The 16,830-nt window shown below is 42.8% G+C and carries 16 protein-coding genes; 7 read left to right on the forward strand and 9 right to left on the reverse strand.

Going from position 1 to position 16,830, the window contains the following annotated elements:
- Window positions 1–352: 352 nt before the first annotated feature.
- From AC0VX7_RS06195 to fumC, 3 genes are all read left to right on the forward strand, one after another.
- Window positions 353–2,110, forward strand: a complete 1,758-nt coding sequence (locus tag AC0VX7_RS06195) for an ABC transporter ATP-binding protein (RefSeq protein WP_475427120.1) — start codon at window positions 353–355, stop codon at window positions 2,108–2,110.
- Window positions 2,107–4,110: an ABC transporter ATP-binding protein gene (locus AC0VX7_RS06200; protein WP_475427121.1), complete on the forward strand. Its 2,004-nt coding sequence runs from the start codon at window positions 2,107–2,109 to the stop codon at window positions 4,108–4,110. The genes AC0VX7_RS06195 and AC0VX7_RS06200 overlap by 4 nt, the downstream gene beginning before the upstream one ends.
- Window positions 4,111–4,563: 453 nt before the next feature.
- Window positions 4,564–5,943 carry a class II fumarate hydratase gene (gene fumC, locus AC0VX7_RS06205; RefSeq protein WP_475427122.1) on the forward strand — a complete coding sequence of 460 codons (1,380 nt, stop codon included), beginning with the start codon at window positions 4,564–4,566 and terminating at the stop codon, window positions 5,941–5,943.
- Window positions 5,944–6,100: 157 nt separating this feature from the next.
- Here fumC and AC0VX7_RS06210 read toward each other — a convergent pair whose 3' ends face one another.
- The gene (locus AC0VX7_RS06210) at window positions 6,101–6,304 is read right to left on the reverse strand and encodes an alpha/beta-type small acid-soluble spore protein (protein ID WP_023615428.1); all 204 of its coding nucleotides are present in this window, start codon (window positions 6,302–6,304) and stop codon (window positions 6,101–6,103) included.
- 356 nt (window positions 6,305–6,660) lie between these two features.
- Between AC0VX7_RS06210 and AC0VX7_RS06215 the strand changes: the two genes are divergently transcribed.
- Complete coding sequence (locus AC0VX7_RS06215; protein ID WP_475428092.1) at window positions 6,661–6,903, forward strand: hypothetical protein; 243 nt, start codon at window positions 6,661–6,663, stop codon at window positions 6,901–6,903.
- 76 nt (window positions 6,904–6,979) lie between these two features.
- On the opposite strand, the gene AC0VX7_RS06220 is transcribed toward AC0VX7_RS06215, so the two are convergent.
- Together AC0VX7_RS06220 and AC0VX7_RS06225 are read right to left on the reverse strand one after the other, a co-directional pair.
- Entirely contained in the window at window positions 6,980–8,080 is a 1,101-nt protein-coding gene (locus AC0VX7_RS06220; protein ID WP_215036540.1) for an ABC transporter ATP-binding protein, read from the reverse strand.
- A gap of 125 nt (window positions 8,081–8,205) precedes the next feature.
- On the reverse strand, window positions 8,206–9,105 hold the full coding sequence (locus AC0VX7_RS06225; protein ID WP_475427123.1) for a PucR family transcriptional regulator: 900 nt from the start codon (window positions 9,103–9,105) through the stop codon (window positions 8,206–8,208).
- Between the two features lie 166 nt (window positions 9,106–9,271).
- On the opposite strand from AC0VX7_RS06225, the gene AC0VX7_RS06230 reads away from it, so the two are divergent.
- Entirely contained in the window at window positions 9,272–9,532 is a 261-nt protein-coding gene (locus AC0VX7_RS06230) for a metal-sensitive transcriptional regulator (protein WP_041966706.1), read from the forward strand.
- Window positions 9,533–9,576: 44 nt separating this feature from the next.
- Here AC0VX7_RS06230 and AC0VX7_RS06235 read toward each other — a convergent pair whose 3' ends face one another.
- The 6 genes from AC0VX7_RS06235 to AC0VX7_RS06260 form a co-directional block, all read right to left on the reverse strand.
- Window positions 9,577–9,762, reverse strand: coding sequence for a hypothetical protein (locus AC0VX7_RS06235; RefSeq protein ID WP_041966707.1), 186 nt, complete (start codon window positions 9,760–9,762; stop codon window positions 9,577–9,579).
- A gap of 60 nt (window positions 9,763–9,822) precedes the next feature.
- On the reverse strand, window positions 9,823–10,035 hold the full coding sequence (locus tag AC0VX7_RS06240; RefSeq protein ID WP_475427124.1) for a YheE family protein: 213 nt from the start codon (window positions 10,033–10,035) through the stop codon (window positions 9,823–9,825).
- Between the two features lie 161 nt (window positions 10,036–10,196).
- Complete coding sequence (locus AC0VX7_RS06245; protein WP_475427125.1) at window positions 10,197–11,381, reverse strand: YheC/YheD family endospore coat-associated protein; 1,185 nt, start codon at window positions 11,379–11,381, stop codon at window positions 10,197–10,199.
- On the reverse strand, window positions 11,378–12,745 hold the full coding sequence (locus tag AC0VX7_RS06250) for a YheC/YheD family endospore coat-associated protein (protein WP_475427126.1): 1,368 nt from the start codon (window positions 12,743–12,745) through the stop codon (window positions 11,378–11,380). The genes AC0VX7_RS06245 and AC0VX7_RS06250 overlap by 4 nt, the downstream gene beginning before the upstream one ends.
- Window positions 12,742–13,827, reverse strand: coding sequence for a YheC/YheD family endospore coat-associated protein (locus AC0VX7_RS06255; RefSeq protein ID WP_475427127.1), 1,086 nt, complete (start codon window positions 13,825–13,827; stop codon window positions 12,742–12,744). The genes AC0VX7_RS06250 and AC0VX7_RS06255 overlap by 4 nt, the downstream gene beginning before the upstream one ends.
- 77 nt (window positions 13,828–13,904) lie before the next feature.
- Window positions 13,905–15,008 (reverse strand): YheC/YheD family endospore coat-associated protein, encoded by a 1,104-nt coding sequence (locus tag AC0VX7_RS06260; RefSeq protein ID WP_475427128.1) that lies wholly within the window; start codon window positions 15,006–15,008, stop codon window positions 13,905–13,907.
- A 203-nt stretch (window positions 15,009–15,211) separates the two neighbouring features.
- On the opposite strand from AC0VX7_RS06260, the gene AC0VX7_RS06265 reads away from it, so the two are divergent.
- Together AC0VX7_RS06265 and AC0VX7_RS06270 are read left to right on the forward strand one after the other, a co-directional pair.
- The gene (locus AC0VX7_RS06265; RefSeq protein ID WP_475427129.1) at window positions 15,212–15,571 is read left to right on the forward strand and encodes a YlbF/YmcA family competence regulator; all 360 of its coding nucleotides are present in this window, start codon (window positions 15,212–15,214) and stop codon (window positions 15,569–15,571) included.
- A gap of 278 nt (window positions 15,572–15,849) precedes the next feature.
- Window positions 15,850–16,722: a Cof-type HAD-IIB family hydrolase gene (locus AC0VX7_RS06270; RefSeq protein ID WP_475427130.1), complete on the forward strand. Its 873-nt coding sequence runs from the start codon at window positions 15,850–15,852 to the stop codon at window positions 16,720–16,722.
- The last annotated feature ends 108 nt before the right edge of the window (window positions 16,723–16,830 follow it).

Raw genomic sequence — 16,830 nt, forward strand, 5'->3', positions numbered from 1 at the left:
TAACTAAAAGGAGGGTTACGGATATGAACATTGTAAAAAACGCAAGATACGCTCAACTAAATACACGTAACCCATCTTTTTACCATAACTGATTTTTAATTAAGTTGCTCTGTGACTGAAAAGGCATGGGTTGCGCATCTGCGTGACGTATGCCTTTTTCTGTCTTTATCGATTGATTCAAGACATATCGCATGCCGCGGTATGTCTTTTTTCATGTTCAGAGAATATCCATTCCAAAATAAATGAGGAGGAAATCAAGATGGTCAAATCAAAAGTGAAGAAACTGGTAAAAAAGGAATATCTAGAAAGCGGCTAGTCAGATTTTTACACAGAGAGAGAGGAGTGATTATTTATGTTATCAGTTTTATCAAAGTTAAGCTGGTTTTTTAAAGAAAACTGGAAGAGATACAGTGTGGCGATCTCATTACTGATTTTTGTCGGCATTCTTGATGTACTGCCGCCAAAAATCGTCGGGATGGCAATTGATGCTATCCAGATTGGTTCTATGAACCAGAATTTAATTCTTAAGTATATTGGCGGCCTCTTGCTGATTACGGTGGTCTCTTATTTCATCACTTACATTTGGATGTATCAATTATTCGGCGGAGCCTTTCTGATTGAACGGAAACTCAGGACCCGATTCATGAAGCATTTATTGAAAATGACACCGACGTTCTTTGAAAGGAATCGTACAGGTGACTTGATGGCAAGGGCGACGAATGATTTAAAAGCAATATCAATCACGGCTGGTTTCGGAGTACTGACACTTGTCGATTCGAGCATTTTCATGCTGACGATCTTGTTCACGATGGGATTTTTCATCAGCTGGGAGCTCACACTTGTTTCGATTATCCCACTGCCAATCATGGCATTTCTAGTAAACATATATGGCAAAAAGATTCATTCTAAATTCACTTCTGCTCAGGATGCATTCGGCGAGCTGAATGACAGGGTGCTTGAATCCGTATCAGGAGTGCGGGTCATCCGTGCTTATGTACAGGAGAAATCCGATGAATCAAAGTTTCATGACTTGACTGAAGATGTCTATCGTAAAAATGTCGAAGTCGCGAAAATCGATTCTTTATTTGAACCAACGATTAAGATTCTTGTTGGTATGAGCTATCTGATTGGTCTAGGGTATGGAGCTTTTCTTGTTTTCCAGCAAAAGCTGACGCTGGGAGAGCTGGTCAGCTTCAATGTATACCTGGGAATGCTGATCTGGCCGATGTTCGCGATCGGTGAACTGATCAATGTCATGCAGCGAGGCAATGCGTCTCTTGACCGCCTGAATGAGACATTATCATACAAAGAGGATGTTGCAGATCCAGTGAAACCAGTGGAGGGCAATGATCCGGAGTATTTACAGATGTCCGAGTTCACATTCAAATATCCTTCATCCAATGTGAACAACCTAGATAATATCAAACTGCATTTGAACCGTGGTGAAACGCTGGGGATCGTCGGGAAGACGGGGAGCGGCAAGACAACGCTTATCAAACAGCTGCTGAGGGAATATCCTGAAGGCAGTGGGAACCTCTTTGTATCAGGGGTGCCGATCCAGGAGCACAGCCTGAGGCAGACTCGGGGCTGGATGGGGTATGTTCCGCAGGAAAACATCCTTTTCTCGCGTTCGGTTAAGGAAAATATTCTGTTCGGAAACCCGATGGCTTCAGAAAAAGATTTGCAGGATATCATCGATTTGGCTGCTTTTCGCAAAGACCTGGAAATGCTGCCGGAAGGTCTGGAGACACTTGTCGGTGAAAAAGGGGTCGCACTGTCTGGCGGCCAGAAGCAGCGTATTTCGATTGCACGTGCTTTGATCAAGGATCCGGAAATCCTTATTCTCGATGATTCGCTTTCAGCAGTCGATGCAAAAACAGAGAAAAAAATCATTGATAACATCCGCAGAGAGCGGAATGCGAAAACAACCATCATCACAACTCACAGAATGTCTGCGGTTGAGCATGCGGATCATATCGTCGTACTTGAAGATGGAAAAATAATTGAGGAAGGCACGCACGAACAATTGGTGGCTGCTCAAGGTTGGTATTACGAGCAATATATCAAGCAGCAGGCTGCAGCAGTCGAAGAGGAGGTGCACTCCGTATGAGTACAGGAAAAAGACTGTTTAGATATGCGTTAAATTATAAGAAAATAATCCTGATTGCCCTGGCAATGCTGACTGTCGCTGTTGTTGCAGACCTGGCAGGACCATTCATCGCCAAGCGGATGATTGATAACCACATTTTAGGAATTGAGTCAGTCTGGCACAAGACAGAAGCTGGGGATGGTGCAGTTGAATATAATGGCAGTTATTACACAAAGAATGGTGAAGCTGCGAACGCAGATTCTGCCCGGATTTTACAGGTTGGTAGGAATTTTGTATTTGTGGAAGCTGATGTCGAATTCGAGGGAAGCCGCAGCTATGAGAATGGGTTATTAACAATCAGCAAAGGGTCAAAGGCTGCGCAATATGAAGCAGAAGTTCTATCCGGCGATGATTTGATGAATTTTTATAAACCAGAAATCCCGAATATTATTAAGCTTCTTTCGTTTTATTTCGGCTTACTGATCATTGCATCCATCTTCCAATATGGCCAAAGATTTTATTTGCAAAAGTCAGCGAACCGGATTATCCAGAAGCTCCGGGAGGATGTCTTCAGACAGATTCAGCGGCTGCCGATCCAGTATTTTGACAATCTTCCTGCAGGGAAGGTCGTTGCGAGGATCACGAATGATACAGAGGCGATCCGTGAATTGTACGTTACGGTCCTTTCAACTTTCTTTACAAGTTTCATTTATATTACCGGCATCTATATTGCCTTGTTCATCCTGAATGCGAACCTTGCAGCGATTTGTTTACTGCTGTTGCCAATCCTGTTTGTCTGGGCGAAGCTTTACCGGAAGTACGCATCAAAATACAACCATGTCATCCGCTCCCGCGTAAGTGATATTAATGGCATGATCAATGAATCGATCCAGGGCATGAGCATCATCCAGGCCTTCAGCCGGGAAAAAGAAACACAACAGGAATTCGAGACGTTGAACAAGGAGCATTTCACTTTTCAAAATAAATTGTTGAGTTTGAATTCCTCTACATCTCATAATCTTGTAGGGGTGTTAAGAAATATCGTCTTCGTTGCATTCATCTGGTATTTTGGAGGAGAGGCACTTCAGCCATCTTCTGCCATTTCACTCGGTATGCTCTACGCGTTCGTCGATTATATTAACCGTCTGTTCAATCCTGTCCAGGGAATCGTCAACCAGCTGGCTAACCTTGAGCAGGCTCTTGTTGCCGGAGAGCGGGTGTTCAATCTTATGGATGAGGAAGGAATCGACGTAAGCGAGAAGGCGATTCCCCGCTATAAAGGAAATGTCCTTTTCGACCATGTATCCTTCGGCTATAAAAAAGGTGAATATGTGCTTAAGGATCTTTGCTTTGAAGCAAAACAGGGTGAAACAGTCGCACTCGTAGGCCATACGGGATCAGGCAAAAGTTCGATCATGAACCTGCTGTTCAGGTTCTATGATCCGCAGGAAGGTAAAATTCTGATTGACGGCATGGATATTACCGAAATGCCGAGACAGACGTTGCGGAAGCATATGGGGATTGTCCTGCAGGATCCGTTCCTTTTTACCGGCACAATAGCCTCTAACGTCAGCCTCGATCACCCTGACATCACCAGGGATAGGGTTGAAAAAGCGCTGGCTAGCGTTGGGGCAGACACCGTCCTGAAAAATCTTGAAAAAGGGTATGATGAGCCGGTGATTGAAAAAGGCAGTACGCTATCAAGCGGGCAGCGACAGCTGGTTTCTTTTGCCAGAGCCTTGGCCTTCGATCCGGCCATCCTGATTCTTGATGAAGCGACATCGAGCATTGATACCGAGACAGAAGCGATTATCCAGGAAGCAATGGATGTCCTTAAGGAAGGCAGGACGACTTTCATCATTGCCCACAGATTGTCGACCATACGCAATGCTGACCAGATCCTTGTACTCGACCGTGGACGGATTGTTGAGAAAGGTAACCATGAACAGTTGATGGAGCTTAAAGGTAAATATTTTCAAATGTACCAGCTGCAGCTGGGCAACAAAGTTAAGGCAGGTTAAACAAGAAAATCCAGACCCATTTTTATTGGGTATGGATTTTTTGTTTAAATGATGATGCAATTATTGATTTTACGGAATATGAGAAACGTCACTTCCAATCCTATTTATGTCACAGAATGTTACGAAACCCTCTCGTTGCCGTTAGGCTTACTGTGGTAATTTAATAATAACCACATAAAAATTCAGGAGGTTGTCAAGATGGCGGAGTTCGCAGTAACCTTAAGCATCGCAAGCATCATGATCCTGGGCTATTATATAGGCTATGCAATTTATAAGGCATAACCGGGAGCGAAAATAGAAATAATGAAAAGCGGAAGCAGGATGCATGACTGCTTCCGCTTTTTTGGCTTGCTATGCACTTTTCTGTAATTTCTTCTAAAAAACAGTTATCCTATAGGCGAAAATGTTTTAAATGTTTCGATAAGTTAATAATTAGATTGAGGAGGGATTGTGTTGTCAGATTATCGGATTGAAAGAGATACAATAGGCGAAATCAAAGTGCCATCAGAGAAGTACTGGGGTGCGCAAACACAGCGGAGCAAACAGAATTTCAAGATAGGCACAGAAAGAATGCCAATTGATGTGATTTATGCATTTGCAGAAGTAAAGAAAGCTGCAGCTAGTGTGAATGCCGCCTCTGGAAAGTTGTCAGATGCAAAAGCGAAGGCGATTGAGGCAGCCTGCGATGAAATTCTATCCGGGCATTTTGATACGCATTTTCCGTTAGTTGTTTGGCAGACGGGAAGCGGAACTCAATCCAACATGAACGTGAATGAAGTGGTCGCAAGAAGGGCGAGTGAGCTGCTCAAAAATCAAGGGTCTGATGAAAAGGTCCACCCAAATGATGATGTGAATATGTCACAGAGCTCGAACGATACATTCCCGACAGCGATGCATATTGCTGCTGTCAAAAAAGTGACAGGTGAAGTATTGCCTGCGCTTGAACTTTTTAAAGAAACATTGAAGAAAAAAGAACAAGAATTCAATGACATCATAAAAATTGGCAGGACACATCTCCAGGATGCGACTCCATTGACATTGGGGCAGGAAATCAGTGGCTGGAGAGCCATGCTTGAAAAAAATGAACAGATGATTAAGGATGGATTGAAATACGTACGAGATTTAGCGATTGGCGGGACGGCTGTAGGTACAGGCATAAATGCCGCGAAGGATTTTGGTGACAAGGTTGCGAAACAGCTTGTTGAACAAACGGGGGAGACATTTCATTCCGCTCCAAACAAATTCCATGCACTGACCTCACATGATGAAATCGTGTTCCTTCATGGAGCATTAAAAGGACTCGCAGCAGACTTGATGAAAATTGCCAATGATGTTCGCTGGCTGGCCAGCGGTCCAAGAAGCGGGATTGGAGAACTATCGATACCGGCAAATGAGCCTGGCAGCTCCATCATGCCTGGTAAGGTTAATCCAACCCAGAGCGAAGCACTGACAATGGTAGCGACACAGGTGTTTGGAAATGATGCAACCATCGGTTTTGCAGCCAGCCAGGGAAATTTTGAACTGAATGTTTTTAAACCAGTTATCATTTATAACTTCCTGCAAAGCGCGAAGCTTTTGGCTGACGGAATGCGGTCGTTCAATGATAACTGTGCTGAAGGGATTGAGGCGAATCTTGATGTAATTGCTGGCCATGTAGAGCGGTCATTAATGCTTGTAACAGCTTTGAATCCACATATTGGCTATGAAAAAGCAGCAGAAATCGCCAAGCTCGCTTTCAAGGAAAATACAACCTTGAAAGAAGCGGCGATTAAAACAGGCTATTTAACATCAGAGCAATATGACGAGTGGGTTAAGCCTGAAAAGATGATTTAACAGAGTGCTTCTTCACCTAGCCGTAATAGGTGAATGGAAGTCATACAAATTCAAGTTCCAGTTAAGCAGTTGCTTGAAAGGCTCAGAACGACAATTTAAAAGGCCCCCTTTGGGAAGGGGGCCTAGCCATCCTATTTAATTTTATTGTTAATTACAATTAGCGTGCAGAACCGCCAAGTTGTTGCTCAGCCATTTGAACTAGGCGCTTAGTGATTTCTCCACCAACAGATCCGTTAGCACGAGAAGTAGTTTCTCCACCAAGTTGTACGCCAAATTCTGTAGCGATTTCGTACTTCATTTGATCAAGAGCTTGTTGAACACCAGGAACTAATAATTGATTAGAGTTGTTACTGCTAGCCATTAATATTTCCTCCTTTGTGTTTTTCATAGTTGTATTTGGGTTAGTATTGGACTTGAACCAATCATGGCTTTTGCCATGCCGCCTGGTTTAACCCGCTATAAGAAATTTGGCTGGGCTAGCCGGAATTGCACCGGCGCGCGTATAGCTGCCTTCTAAGGCTTAACCCAATGATTTTGTTGCGCTTGTTGTTGCTGCGTTGTTTTCTGTTGCTGCTTTATTAATAACTAGTATGTTTTGTTTTGAGAAGTTTATGCGCCGAGTGATTTAGGTAATTACTTCCAAAATAATCATCTTACATAACCAATTTTAATCAACGCAAACTATCGATATCAGTAAAGCAGAAAGGATTGAAGAGAATGGGGATGTGCCCGATTTGCAATGGCTTCAAGTCGATCACTCCGTCGTGTCCAAACTGCAGCGGCAGCATGGAGAACAATGGGCGAGAAGCAGACTTTTACGATGATTACAGTCCATATATGCCAATCGATCAAATGAAGCTAGAAGATGGGTATCCAACTGATTTCGCCGAAGGGGAGTGCCCGCATATGTTTAAATGTACAAATTGCGGATCAAGCCAGGTTATTCTTATTAAAGAATGAGGCTTTCGTAGTTCAGGAATAGTGAGTAATAGAAAAAAGCAACCGCAGGCCGCGGTTGCTTTTTTATCGTCTAGAATTAAGGACGGATCCTACTTTCTGTTTCAGCATCAAAGAAGTGGACTTTATTCATATCGAATGCCAATTCAATTACCTGACCTGGTGTTACATCTGTACGTGAATCAACACGTGCCACAAAGTCCTGGCCTTCGAATTGAGAGTAGATCATTGTTTCAGCACCAGTTAATTCAGAAACTTCAACATTTGCCTTGATAGTAGCGCCTTGTGAAGCATCGATGAATACTGGCTCATCGTGAAGATCTTCTGGTCTTACGCCAAGGATGATGTCCTTGCCGACATAACCTTGAGAGCGAAGAACTTTCATTTTGCCTTCTGGAATAGCGATCGAAGAGTTATTGTTTGTGAATTTGCCTTCTTCAAGCTTACCAGTAAAGAAGTTCATGGAAGGTGATCCGATAAATCCGCCAACAAAGACGTTTTCAGGATTTTCGTAAACTTCTTTAGGAGCTCCAACCTGCTGGATGATACCATCCTTCATGACTACAAGGCGAGTTGCCATTGTCATCGCTTCAGTCTGGTCATGGGTTACGTAGATAGTCGTTGTATCCAGACGGCGGTGAAGCTTTGCGATTTCTGCACGCATCTGTACACGAAGCTTTGCGTCAAGGTTTGATAATGGTTCGTCCATTAAGAAGACCTTTGCGTCACGGACAATTGCACGTCCCAATGCAACACGCTGGCGCTGACCACCAGAAAGTGCTTTTGGCTTACGGTCTAAGTACGGCTCAAGACCAAGGATTTTGGCAGCTTCTTGAACGCGGCGATCAATTTCATCCTTAGCGAATTTACGAAGCTTTAATCCGAATGCCATGTTATCGTAAACAGTCATGTGTGGATATAGTGCATAGTTCTGGAAAACCATGGCGATATCACGGTCTTTAGGAGGTACATCATTAACGCGCTTTCCATCGATATAGAAATCGCCTTTAGAAATCTCTTCTAGTCCTGCAATCATACGAAGTGTAGTAGATTTACCGCAGCCTGATGGGCCAACGAATACGATGAATTCTTTATCCTGGATGTGAAGGTTGAAGTCTTCTACAGCTGTTACTTTATTGTCATAGATTTTATAAATATTGTCTAATTTTAACTCGGCCATTTTTTAAAGCCTCCCTGAATGTTTGTCTACAAAAACAGTTTAGCGGAAATGACCTGAAATAATCATCGGCAGGGTGCACAAAAATCATGTAAGCCCTTTTATGCAATTTGTTTAATGGTAAAGGATCAGCGCATTTCTTCATAAATACTGGCAAGGTAAACTACAACGGCTGCATCAAAATCCTTTAAGCTGACACCGGTCTTCTCCATGAACTTGTCCAATCTGTATTGAAGCGTATTCCGATGGACATAAAGTTTTTTGGCGGAAAGAGAGGCGTTAGAATTGCTTTCAAGAAATACTTTTATCGTCGCCATTAACTCTTTATCCTCTCCAAATGCCTCAAGGATGGTAGCTTCAAGAATTTCCTTAAGGTAATCTGGCAAATGTGTCGCTAACAGCATTGGGAAAGCTTTTTCGAAGGTGTATACAGCATCACGGGTGGTATGTGTGGTCAATTCCTCGAATACCTGCTTTTCTCTTTTAAAAAAGTCAGGGAGCTGCATAGAAACCTTCTTGAATTTGCCGATATAAAAGGAGATCTTTACGTAGAAGTCACTCTCGAGTGTTGAGGCAATGGAAAAAAGATCATCAGCGTTTTCCGACACTTCCTTTTTTTCTTCAATAATGATTCCGTACGAATCCTTAATCCAGAGGGTAGTATGGTCAGGGAAGAATCCTTTTAAAGCTTCATGGATTTCCTCTGATTCGATATTATTTGACTGCAACTTGAACTGGATGAAACGGACTTCATCGATTCCTGCGGCTGGCAGAGCACCATCATGGAAAAGAAATTGATTCCATGAATGCGCTGTACCAGTTAGTTGTGTATTAATTTCCAGCTCGACAAATTCAAACAAGTTTTTCATTAGTTCAAGCTGGCTTTCAGAGATTTTACTTTTAGGAATACCAATCCACAAAGGCCTTTCATCTTCCTCTTTAAACCAGTAGTAATCAGGTGATGGAGGGAGTGGGATATATTCATGCGTGACAGAATCAGGGAAATAAGATAATATTTTATTAATCATATAAGTATCCTCAGATTTAATTTGATAAAAGCTGACATATATTTTATTATAACAGGTGTAGCTTTTAAATGTTAATTCGTGCAGAGAGTTATAACTGGTAGAAAAAAGGAAAAAACGCTGGTATAATAGATACAATACGGGGTACCGTAAGAGAGAGGTGTAGGAAATGGAATACACAACAGAAATGAAAAATCGTTTGAAGCGATTAGAAGGCCAGGTACGCGGAGTCATTCGCATGATGGAAGAAGAAAACCACTGTAAGGATGTTGTTACCCAATTATCAGCTGTCCGTTCCGCAGTAGACCGCGCGATTGGTTTCATCGTCGCTAAGAACCTTGAATCTTGCATCACTGAAGCAGCTCAGGAAGGCAAAGATGCCGACGAAGCGATCAAAGAAGCAGTCAATATGATTGTAAAAAGCAGATAAGACACCAGCATCCTTTTAGGATGTAGTGTCTTTTTTTCTGCTTTTCATTCATTAGGTGGATCTTCTGGGTAAAAGTCATGGCTTTCATCGATATTGGGTGTACCGTCCAATCTATGCACAGTACCGCCGGCCATTCCTTCATTGATCATCCGGTCAACATCGACGTAAACTTCGTCCCGCCCCTCATATTGCAAGTCTTCAGCAAACTTCTTGCTCCGTTTTTGTTTCATGATATCCTCCTTCAACGTTTTTAAGCTTAGAATTCCGGAAAAGGAGAAGAAACATACACCTTATTTGTCATATACATGGAAGAGCATCAGCTCGTGGATTTGTTCTTTCAACTGATGAATATGCTCGTCGGATGGCTCCTCAGAGGTCCACTCGATATCCCCGTTTTGATGATAGATTCCCATAAACTTCTGCTTTTTAAAATAAAATGAAAAATGCCAGCCGGGCATATCCTTATTTTCGAATAATGATTTGAACTGGAAATGAGTAATCAATTTGATTCCCCCTGTGAAAATGTCTTTGTCATTATTATATAGTATTCAAGCAAGAAGAAGTGCAGATTAACCCTTGTTGAATTGAGGGAGAATTATAGAGTAACTAAGAAAGGAGCCGCGTTTCATTGCGGCCCACCATAAGCTGTACCAAGGAATTCCTATCAAAATCCTGTTTTCCTGAAAAATAAATCGACAAGAGCGGAGATCCTTTTCTCTTCAATCTGGGGTTCGTCGAAGCTCATTGGTTTTGAGTTGACTTCATAAATGACATAATGGCCTTTTTCAGTGATTCCTGCATCAAGGGAAAATTCTCCGAAATAGCCTAACTCTTCAGTAAGCAGCTGTCCTATTTCTTTTACGGCCCAGTCGAAAAATCGGTCATGCCTTTCATCCTTAACCTTAATATAGGGGAGCATGACTCCTCCGTTTGGCAGGTGGGTGGTCAGGTCCTGCTTCCGGGATTGACGGATGCCGATTCCAGTCACTTCGTACCCATCCGGTCCGTCATGGGCATGGAGGCGGAAGTCAAATCGGTTGCCATCGATGACTGTCGGCGTGACTTCCCTCTGGGCAATGTACTCGTATCTTAACAACTGCCTGGATTTGACCTTCCAGAATTCCTTTATGCCAGGATAAAGATGGCGATGTGAATGGCTATCGAATTCGATTTGCCCATTTTTTTGCCGGAGCCGAAATATCCCGATTCCTTTAGAAGATGAAGCAGGCTTCAGGTAGATGCCCTCATGCTTATCAAGGAAGGCAGCTAACTGGATCATCGATTTTATAGCAATACTTTCAGGCATTAAATTTCTTAATTGTGGATGTCTGGCAAATAGTGAGTATAGCTTGTTTTTATTGATAAAGGCAGGATTGAAAAATGGGATTCCGAGTGCGGTCAGGTAGTTCACGGCATCTTTAAAGGCTGGCTGCTGCTCTGCTTTCCGAAAGGGGACACGATTGAAAACAAGATGAGGCAGAGGTGTTCTCACAGGAATCCATTTTCGAGCTTCAGGCAAAAATACGAACCCGGTGAGTCCATCTTTGACAATGGTTTCAGGAGGAAAGACGACAATCAATCCATTCCGTTTCAGCATCTCTGTCTGAAGTGCCTGAAACAATGAACCGTTGCCGGAAAGGGACATATTCTTGCTCATTGAGGTCATGATCCCAACCAACGGTCCGATATTTTCCTGCTTGTTTTTCAATGAAAACTGTTGGCTCCTCTCCGGGAGTGTCTCTGATGAAGCGGCAGGCACGCTGATTCTATTAAAGCCAAAGCTGTATTTTTCGCCAGCTTTGGCTTCATGTGTCCATTCCTTCGATTCAGCATTATAGCGGAGAATCATTTGAAAATATCCTCGGGTGCCGTAATGGCTTTTTCTGCTAAAAAAATGCCGAAAGATAGAGACAGCTTTCTCGTGAGTAGATCGAAATTCTTTAGCTTTGGATGCTTAAAGATCGACCGTCCAGGCTTTGAGTTGGCTTCAAAGAGCCAAACTCTTCCTGATTTATCGATTCCTAAGTCAAAACCAATCTCGCCTATGATACCTTCCATATTCTTTTCCAAAATGGAACTAAGGAGCAGAGATGCTTCAGAAAGTTTCTTCTCACAAAGCTCTCTTTCGGTCCTGTCTTCAAACAATTCATCAAGGGATTTTACGACTCCTCCATTGTTCACATGGGTGGTAACACTGCCCTGGCCGGCAATTTTTGCGGCGATCGCTGCTACTTGCCACTGACCGTATTCATCTTTATTTGTATGGACCCTGAAATCAATGAGTCTTTTTTCGGATCTAAGCAGGCTTATCCCCTGCTGGACAATCATCTGGGAAAGATTTCGCTTGTAAAAAACCTTCTTCATTAACTTTTCAAGGCTTTCAAACCTGGTTAACTTATTAATGCCCTCCTGGTCGCGGTAACGGCAATAATAATAGCCATTGTGCTTATCAAACAGAATTTGGTGGATTCCCAGTCCAAGACTTCCATTAGCCGGTTTGACATAGACGTTTCCATAGTTTGAAAGCATTCTTTCAATTACGGAAAAAGAAGAAAATTGATGTGTTTCAGGCAAATACTCTACTGCACGTTCGTCCTGCTGCAGACGCTCAAATACATCCAGCTTGCTGAAAAAGCCCGGATTATACCATGGAATCAAATAATCGGTCTGCATTCTGGACTTCAGGCTGCGAAGTTCAGATTTTCTTTCGGTGCGCCTGTTAGGTAGACGGTCGTATACAACATTGGGAAAGGGCACCTTAATTTTCATCCAGCCACCATCGACAAAGAAATAACCCTCGATCAATCCTTGATCCCAGTCGATGTGTTCCTCGCCAAAGACAAAGGGAAGGGCACCTACAGATTTATTGACCGAAAGCAGTTTGGCGAAGAACATGGACCTCTCACCAATCGGTCTCAATGGGAAAGGTGTGAATCCAGACGTCAGAATGCCTATCAGGGGCCCGATAAACAATGTATGCTGATCGATAAAAATATGCAATGAAGTTGATAAAACAGGCATCGAGAGCTCCTTCTGCACATCATTACTCAGGACTATCACATTTCTTCCCTTAGGATGAGGAGCACATGTAACATCAACCACCTTGTTGCCAAACGCGATTTTATTGATTTCCTTGTTATGTGTCAAATCAGCAGGTACAAAGACTAGTTGCTTGGAGTGTGAGATGACTTCAACAGGATATTTTTTTCTCATAAGTGCTGTTCCTCTCTTTCTGGCAGAATCTCCGAAAGGACTCTGGCATATTCAAGCGGTGCATTATATAGCACCTCTTTCAGGTCCGGATTTGTGGAAGCAATGACTTTTCTGCCGGGCTTTGAATTTGTATCAAGCACCCACAGGGCATGGTCCTTTGATACACCAATATCTACACCCAGCTCAAAAAGCCGAGGGAAAGATGCTTCAAGGATACCGGGCAGCTTCGAGATAATTTCTTCCAATTCGTGTAAAATGAATCTTCTTGAACGGATATTCAGTGAATTCGTATACTCTTCAAATGGCAAGATTTCTCCGCCGGCATGTAAGTTCGAAAGGATTCCATCCTTGCTGCCGCGGCGGACTCCCTTGCCGCGCACAATCCATTTTTCTTCATGATCCTTTTGCAGCAGCACTCTTATGTCAAAAGGACAATTTTGCGTATCAGACAGTTCTAGGTAAGGCTGCATCATATACTCTTTTTTACTGAACAGGCTGTCGAGCCAATCCTCTGTCTCACTGGTTGAATGGAAAGTTTTTGTGGATAGCCTGCCGCCAGGATCAGCTGAGACTTCAAACTCTCCACCTGATTTCTCAATTTTATAAATCCCTGCGCCGCCAGAACCGAAGATCGGTTTCAAGACTGCCTTTTTCATCTCTTCCAGCTGGGCAATTACATCTTTTCCGCTGCAGATAAGATTCGTTTTCGGGATGTATGGAGACAGGGAGGATTTCGACAGAGCCTCGTATATGGCCCATTTATTTGGCAAGCCGTTTCCAAGGAAAGTAATATCCGCTTTTTTCTTGAGCCATTTCACAATCGCCATCGCCTGCTTCGATGAAGGATCATTTGTATAAAAACAGCGGTCATAAACGATCATGGGGAGCGGAAATTCGGACTTTACCCAGCAGCCTTTCTTGTGATCGAATTTTTCTCCCGATACCAATTGTGTTACTGGATGGATTTTAGCTGGTGAGAACCGAAAGCAGGTGAACATGTTTGGATTCGCTCTCCTGGCAATCTCGGTAAAATATGTTTGTTCACTTTTTAAGGAAAGTGACATCATTCCGAATGAAATCATTTGCATTACTCCTTTTGTGCAGGGATAAGAAAGTATAATTCTTACTTAAAGAATCGTTCAGTTGCAGCACTTTTCTTTTATAGTTGGCAAAGTCCATAGCAGTGGTCAATGATGGCTTTTGTCGACGGCCTTATTTTCGTGCCGCGCTCTTCAAAGTTTTTGGAAGGTTTGGAGTTGGCTTCGATCAGCCACAGGTTACCTTTAATATCAATACCAATATCAATCCCGAGCTCGGCTGTGAGTCCTTCAGCATTTCTGCTGATGACTTCTGCAATCTCCAGGGCCAGCTCTTTCATCAGCGCCAACTGATGCCTCGCTTGTTCCTTTCCAAAAATCAAAGCGAGAGTATGCCCCGGTTTCATGACCTCGCCTCCGCGGGCTATATTGGATACGAAAAACTGCTCTGCGGAAACTCTGGCAACGATGGAAGTAACCTTCCAGAATTGCTGCGCGTTTTTATGACAGAGGACCCTGAAGTCCATTCTTCTGCCATTTAACTCTGATAGCTGTACACCCTGCTGAATGATGCATAGTCGTTTTCCAACTAGGGGATTGATGGCACGGGCCAGTTCTGATACATGTTTGAAGCCCGGAAGATCCTTGCCCGGCATCGAGGATAATGATGCATTGATCATCCCGTCATTTTTGGCCACCTGGATAATATTGCGTCCCTGGCTGCCATGAACAGGTTTGATGTATAGCTCATCATGCTTTTCAAGCATGGTTTCGAGCTGACTCCCGGAATATAGATGTGTTTCAGGAATGAACGAATGCAAATGTTCTTCTTTCAATAAAGATTCATGGATTTCCCACTTTGAAAGAAACCGGTGATTAAATATCTTTATTCCTAGAGCATCCAATTTATTTAAAAATCCCTTAAATCCTTTGCTGATTTCGGTCCTTCGGGATGAAACCCGATTGTAGATGACAGCGGGAAAGGGAAAGAGTCCTTTTTTCCAGTCATCTGCATTGTCATCGTATGAATAGCCCTCGACTCCTTCATCAGAAAAGCCTTTCAGTGAAAATACGTAAAAACTTCCGCCTTGTTCAGAAACTCCCTGGTGAAGCTCTTCGCAAAAGGAGTGGACTTTACCAAAGTCAGGTCCGTTATCTTCTTTTATTTCAGTCAGCAAAGCAATGACGGGATTGCTGGGTAAGCTTTTCGATTTTGCTGGCGTCATAGCTTCTCCTCATTTTCTTTTAGGGTGAATAAGAAAACTTGCTACTGTAATATAGGCAAACACACATATTGCATCCTATGAATAGTAGTTGTTATTGGTGATTTCATAATGGAGTTGGATTGGGCATAATCCGAACTTTTGGCATTCAGCAACATAGTTTGTTATAGTGGTGTGGAGCGTTTAACGTAGAAGGAGTGATTTAAATGGCAGTAAATCTTTACGATTCAGCCTACGAATTGGAAAAAGCAATCAGGAACAGTGCGGAATACACAGAATTAAAAAAACTTTATGATGCTGTAAACAGCGATGAATCAGCAAAAGGAATGTTTGAAAGCTTCCGCAATATCCAGATGCAGCTTCAGGAAAAGCAAATGACTGGGCAGGAAATTACCCAGGAAGAAGTAGAGCAGGCGCAAAAGACAGTCGCACTTGTTCAGCAGCATGAGTTAATCTCAAAGCTTATGGAAGCAGAGCAAAGAATGAGCATGGTTATTGGCGAAATTAACCAGGTCATCATGAAGCCTCTTGAAGAGCTTTACGGAAATCCGAACCAGCAGCAATAATAGAATGACAGAACTCCCGCCGATGTGCGGGAGTTTTTTTGTTGTTCGGAGTAGAGGGGGGGTTTGTACTACATCAAGATTATGATGAACACAAACCAGCGGAAGAGTGGAAAAACTGTCCGTCATCAATGAATCTTTTTGGAGGAAGGACTTATAAAATAAACTGCGACTGAATCCCCCAAGGAAGCTAATCAAAATCCTGCCCATGTTCTATTCTCTCGCTTTCTATCATACAAGTTAAATAAGGACAAAAACACCGAAGAAATGGGGGCATAAATATGATTTACCGTCTTCTTGCGCTTAATGTGGATGGCACGATTCTCCAATCAAATGGAAGGCTCCATAAATCCACGAGGGATGCGATTGAGTACGTTCAGCAAAAAGGGGTTTACGTGACTCTAGTAACTTCAAGAAGCTTTCCATCTGCCAAAAAAGTGGCTAAAGCGCTGAAAATAAATTCATTGCTTATAACTCACCTTGGATCCTATATTTCTAATGACCTTCGCAGTGACCCAGTTTTTGAAAAACGGATTCCAGAGGATGTAACCTTCCAACTCGTCAGATTCCTGGAAAGCTTTCCGTGCCAAATCCGGCTTGTGCATGAAAAGTTTTCACTGGCAAACAAGTATAAATTAAACCATAATCTGCTGGCGAAAACCGTGTTCACATCAGGCGATCCGATTTTTTACTCACAGCAATTTACGGATTCTATCAGTGAAACCCTGGTCAATGATCCAGTCTCTCCTCCTAAAATCGAAGTCTATTTCGAGTACGAAGAAGATTTGAAGGATGCACAGCAGGCGATAAATGGGATGTTCTCAGAAGTGTCCCTGTCCAAGCTGAATGATTACAGACTGGATATTATGCCTGAGGGTGTCTCAAAACTGAATGGTCTGATCCAGTTAGGTGAACACCTTGGCATACAGTTGAAAGAAATGGTCGCAATTGGCGATGGGCATGATGACATTGATATGATTGAAGCCTGCGGACTTGGCGTCGCCATGGGGAATGCTTCAGTAGGTGTAAAAAAGGCTTCGGATTGGGTAACCCGATCGAACAACCAGCACGGTGTCAGCTATATGGTCAAGGAACATTTTCGCAAGCAGCAGCCAATTGAATTCCTGAAGAAAATGAATATAATAAAAATGTAGAATAGAAGCATGCCTGGAATTGCAGGCATGCTTTTGTTGTGTTTGGGAATATATTGTGGATTTAGAGAATATATCAAGGTGTTTAAGGAAAATATGAAACTTTTTAGG

The sequence above is a fragment of the Mesobacillus sp. QJM3NY_10 genome (assembly GCF_056173465.1).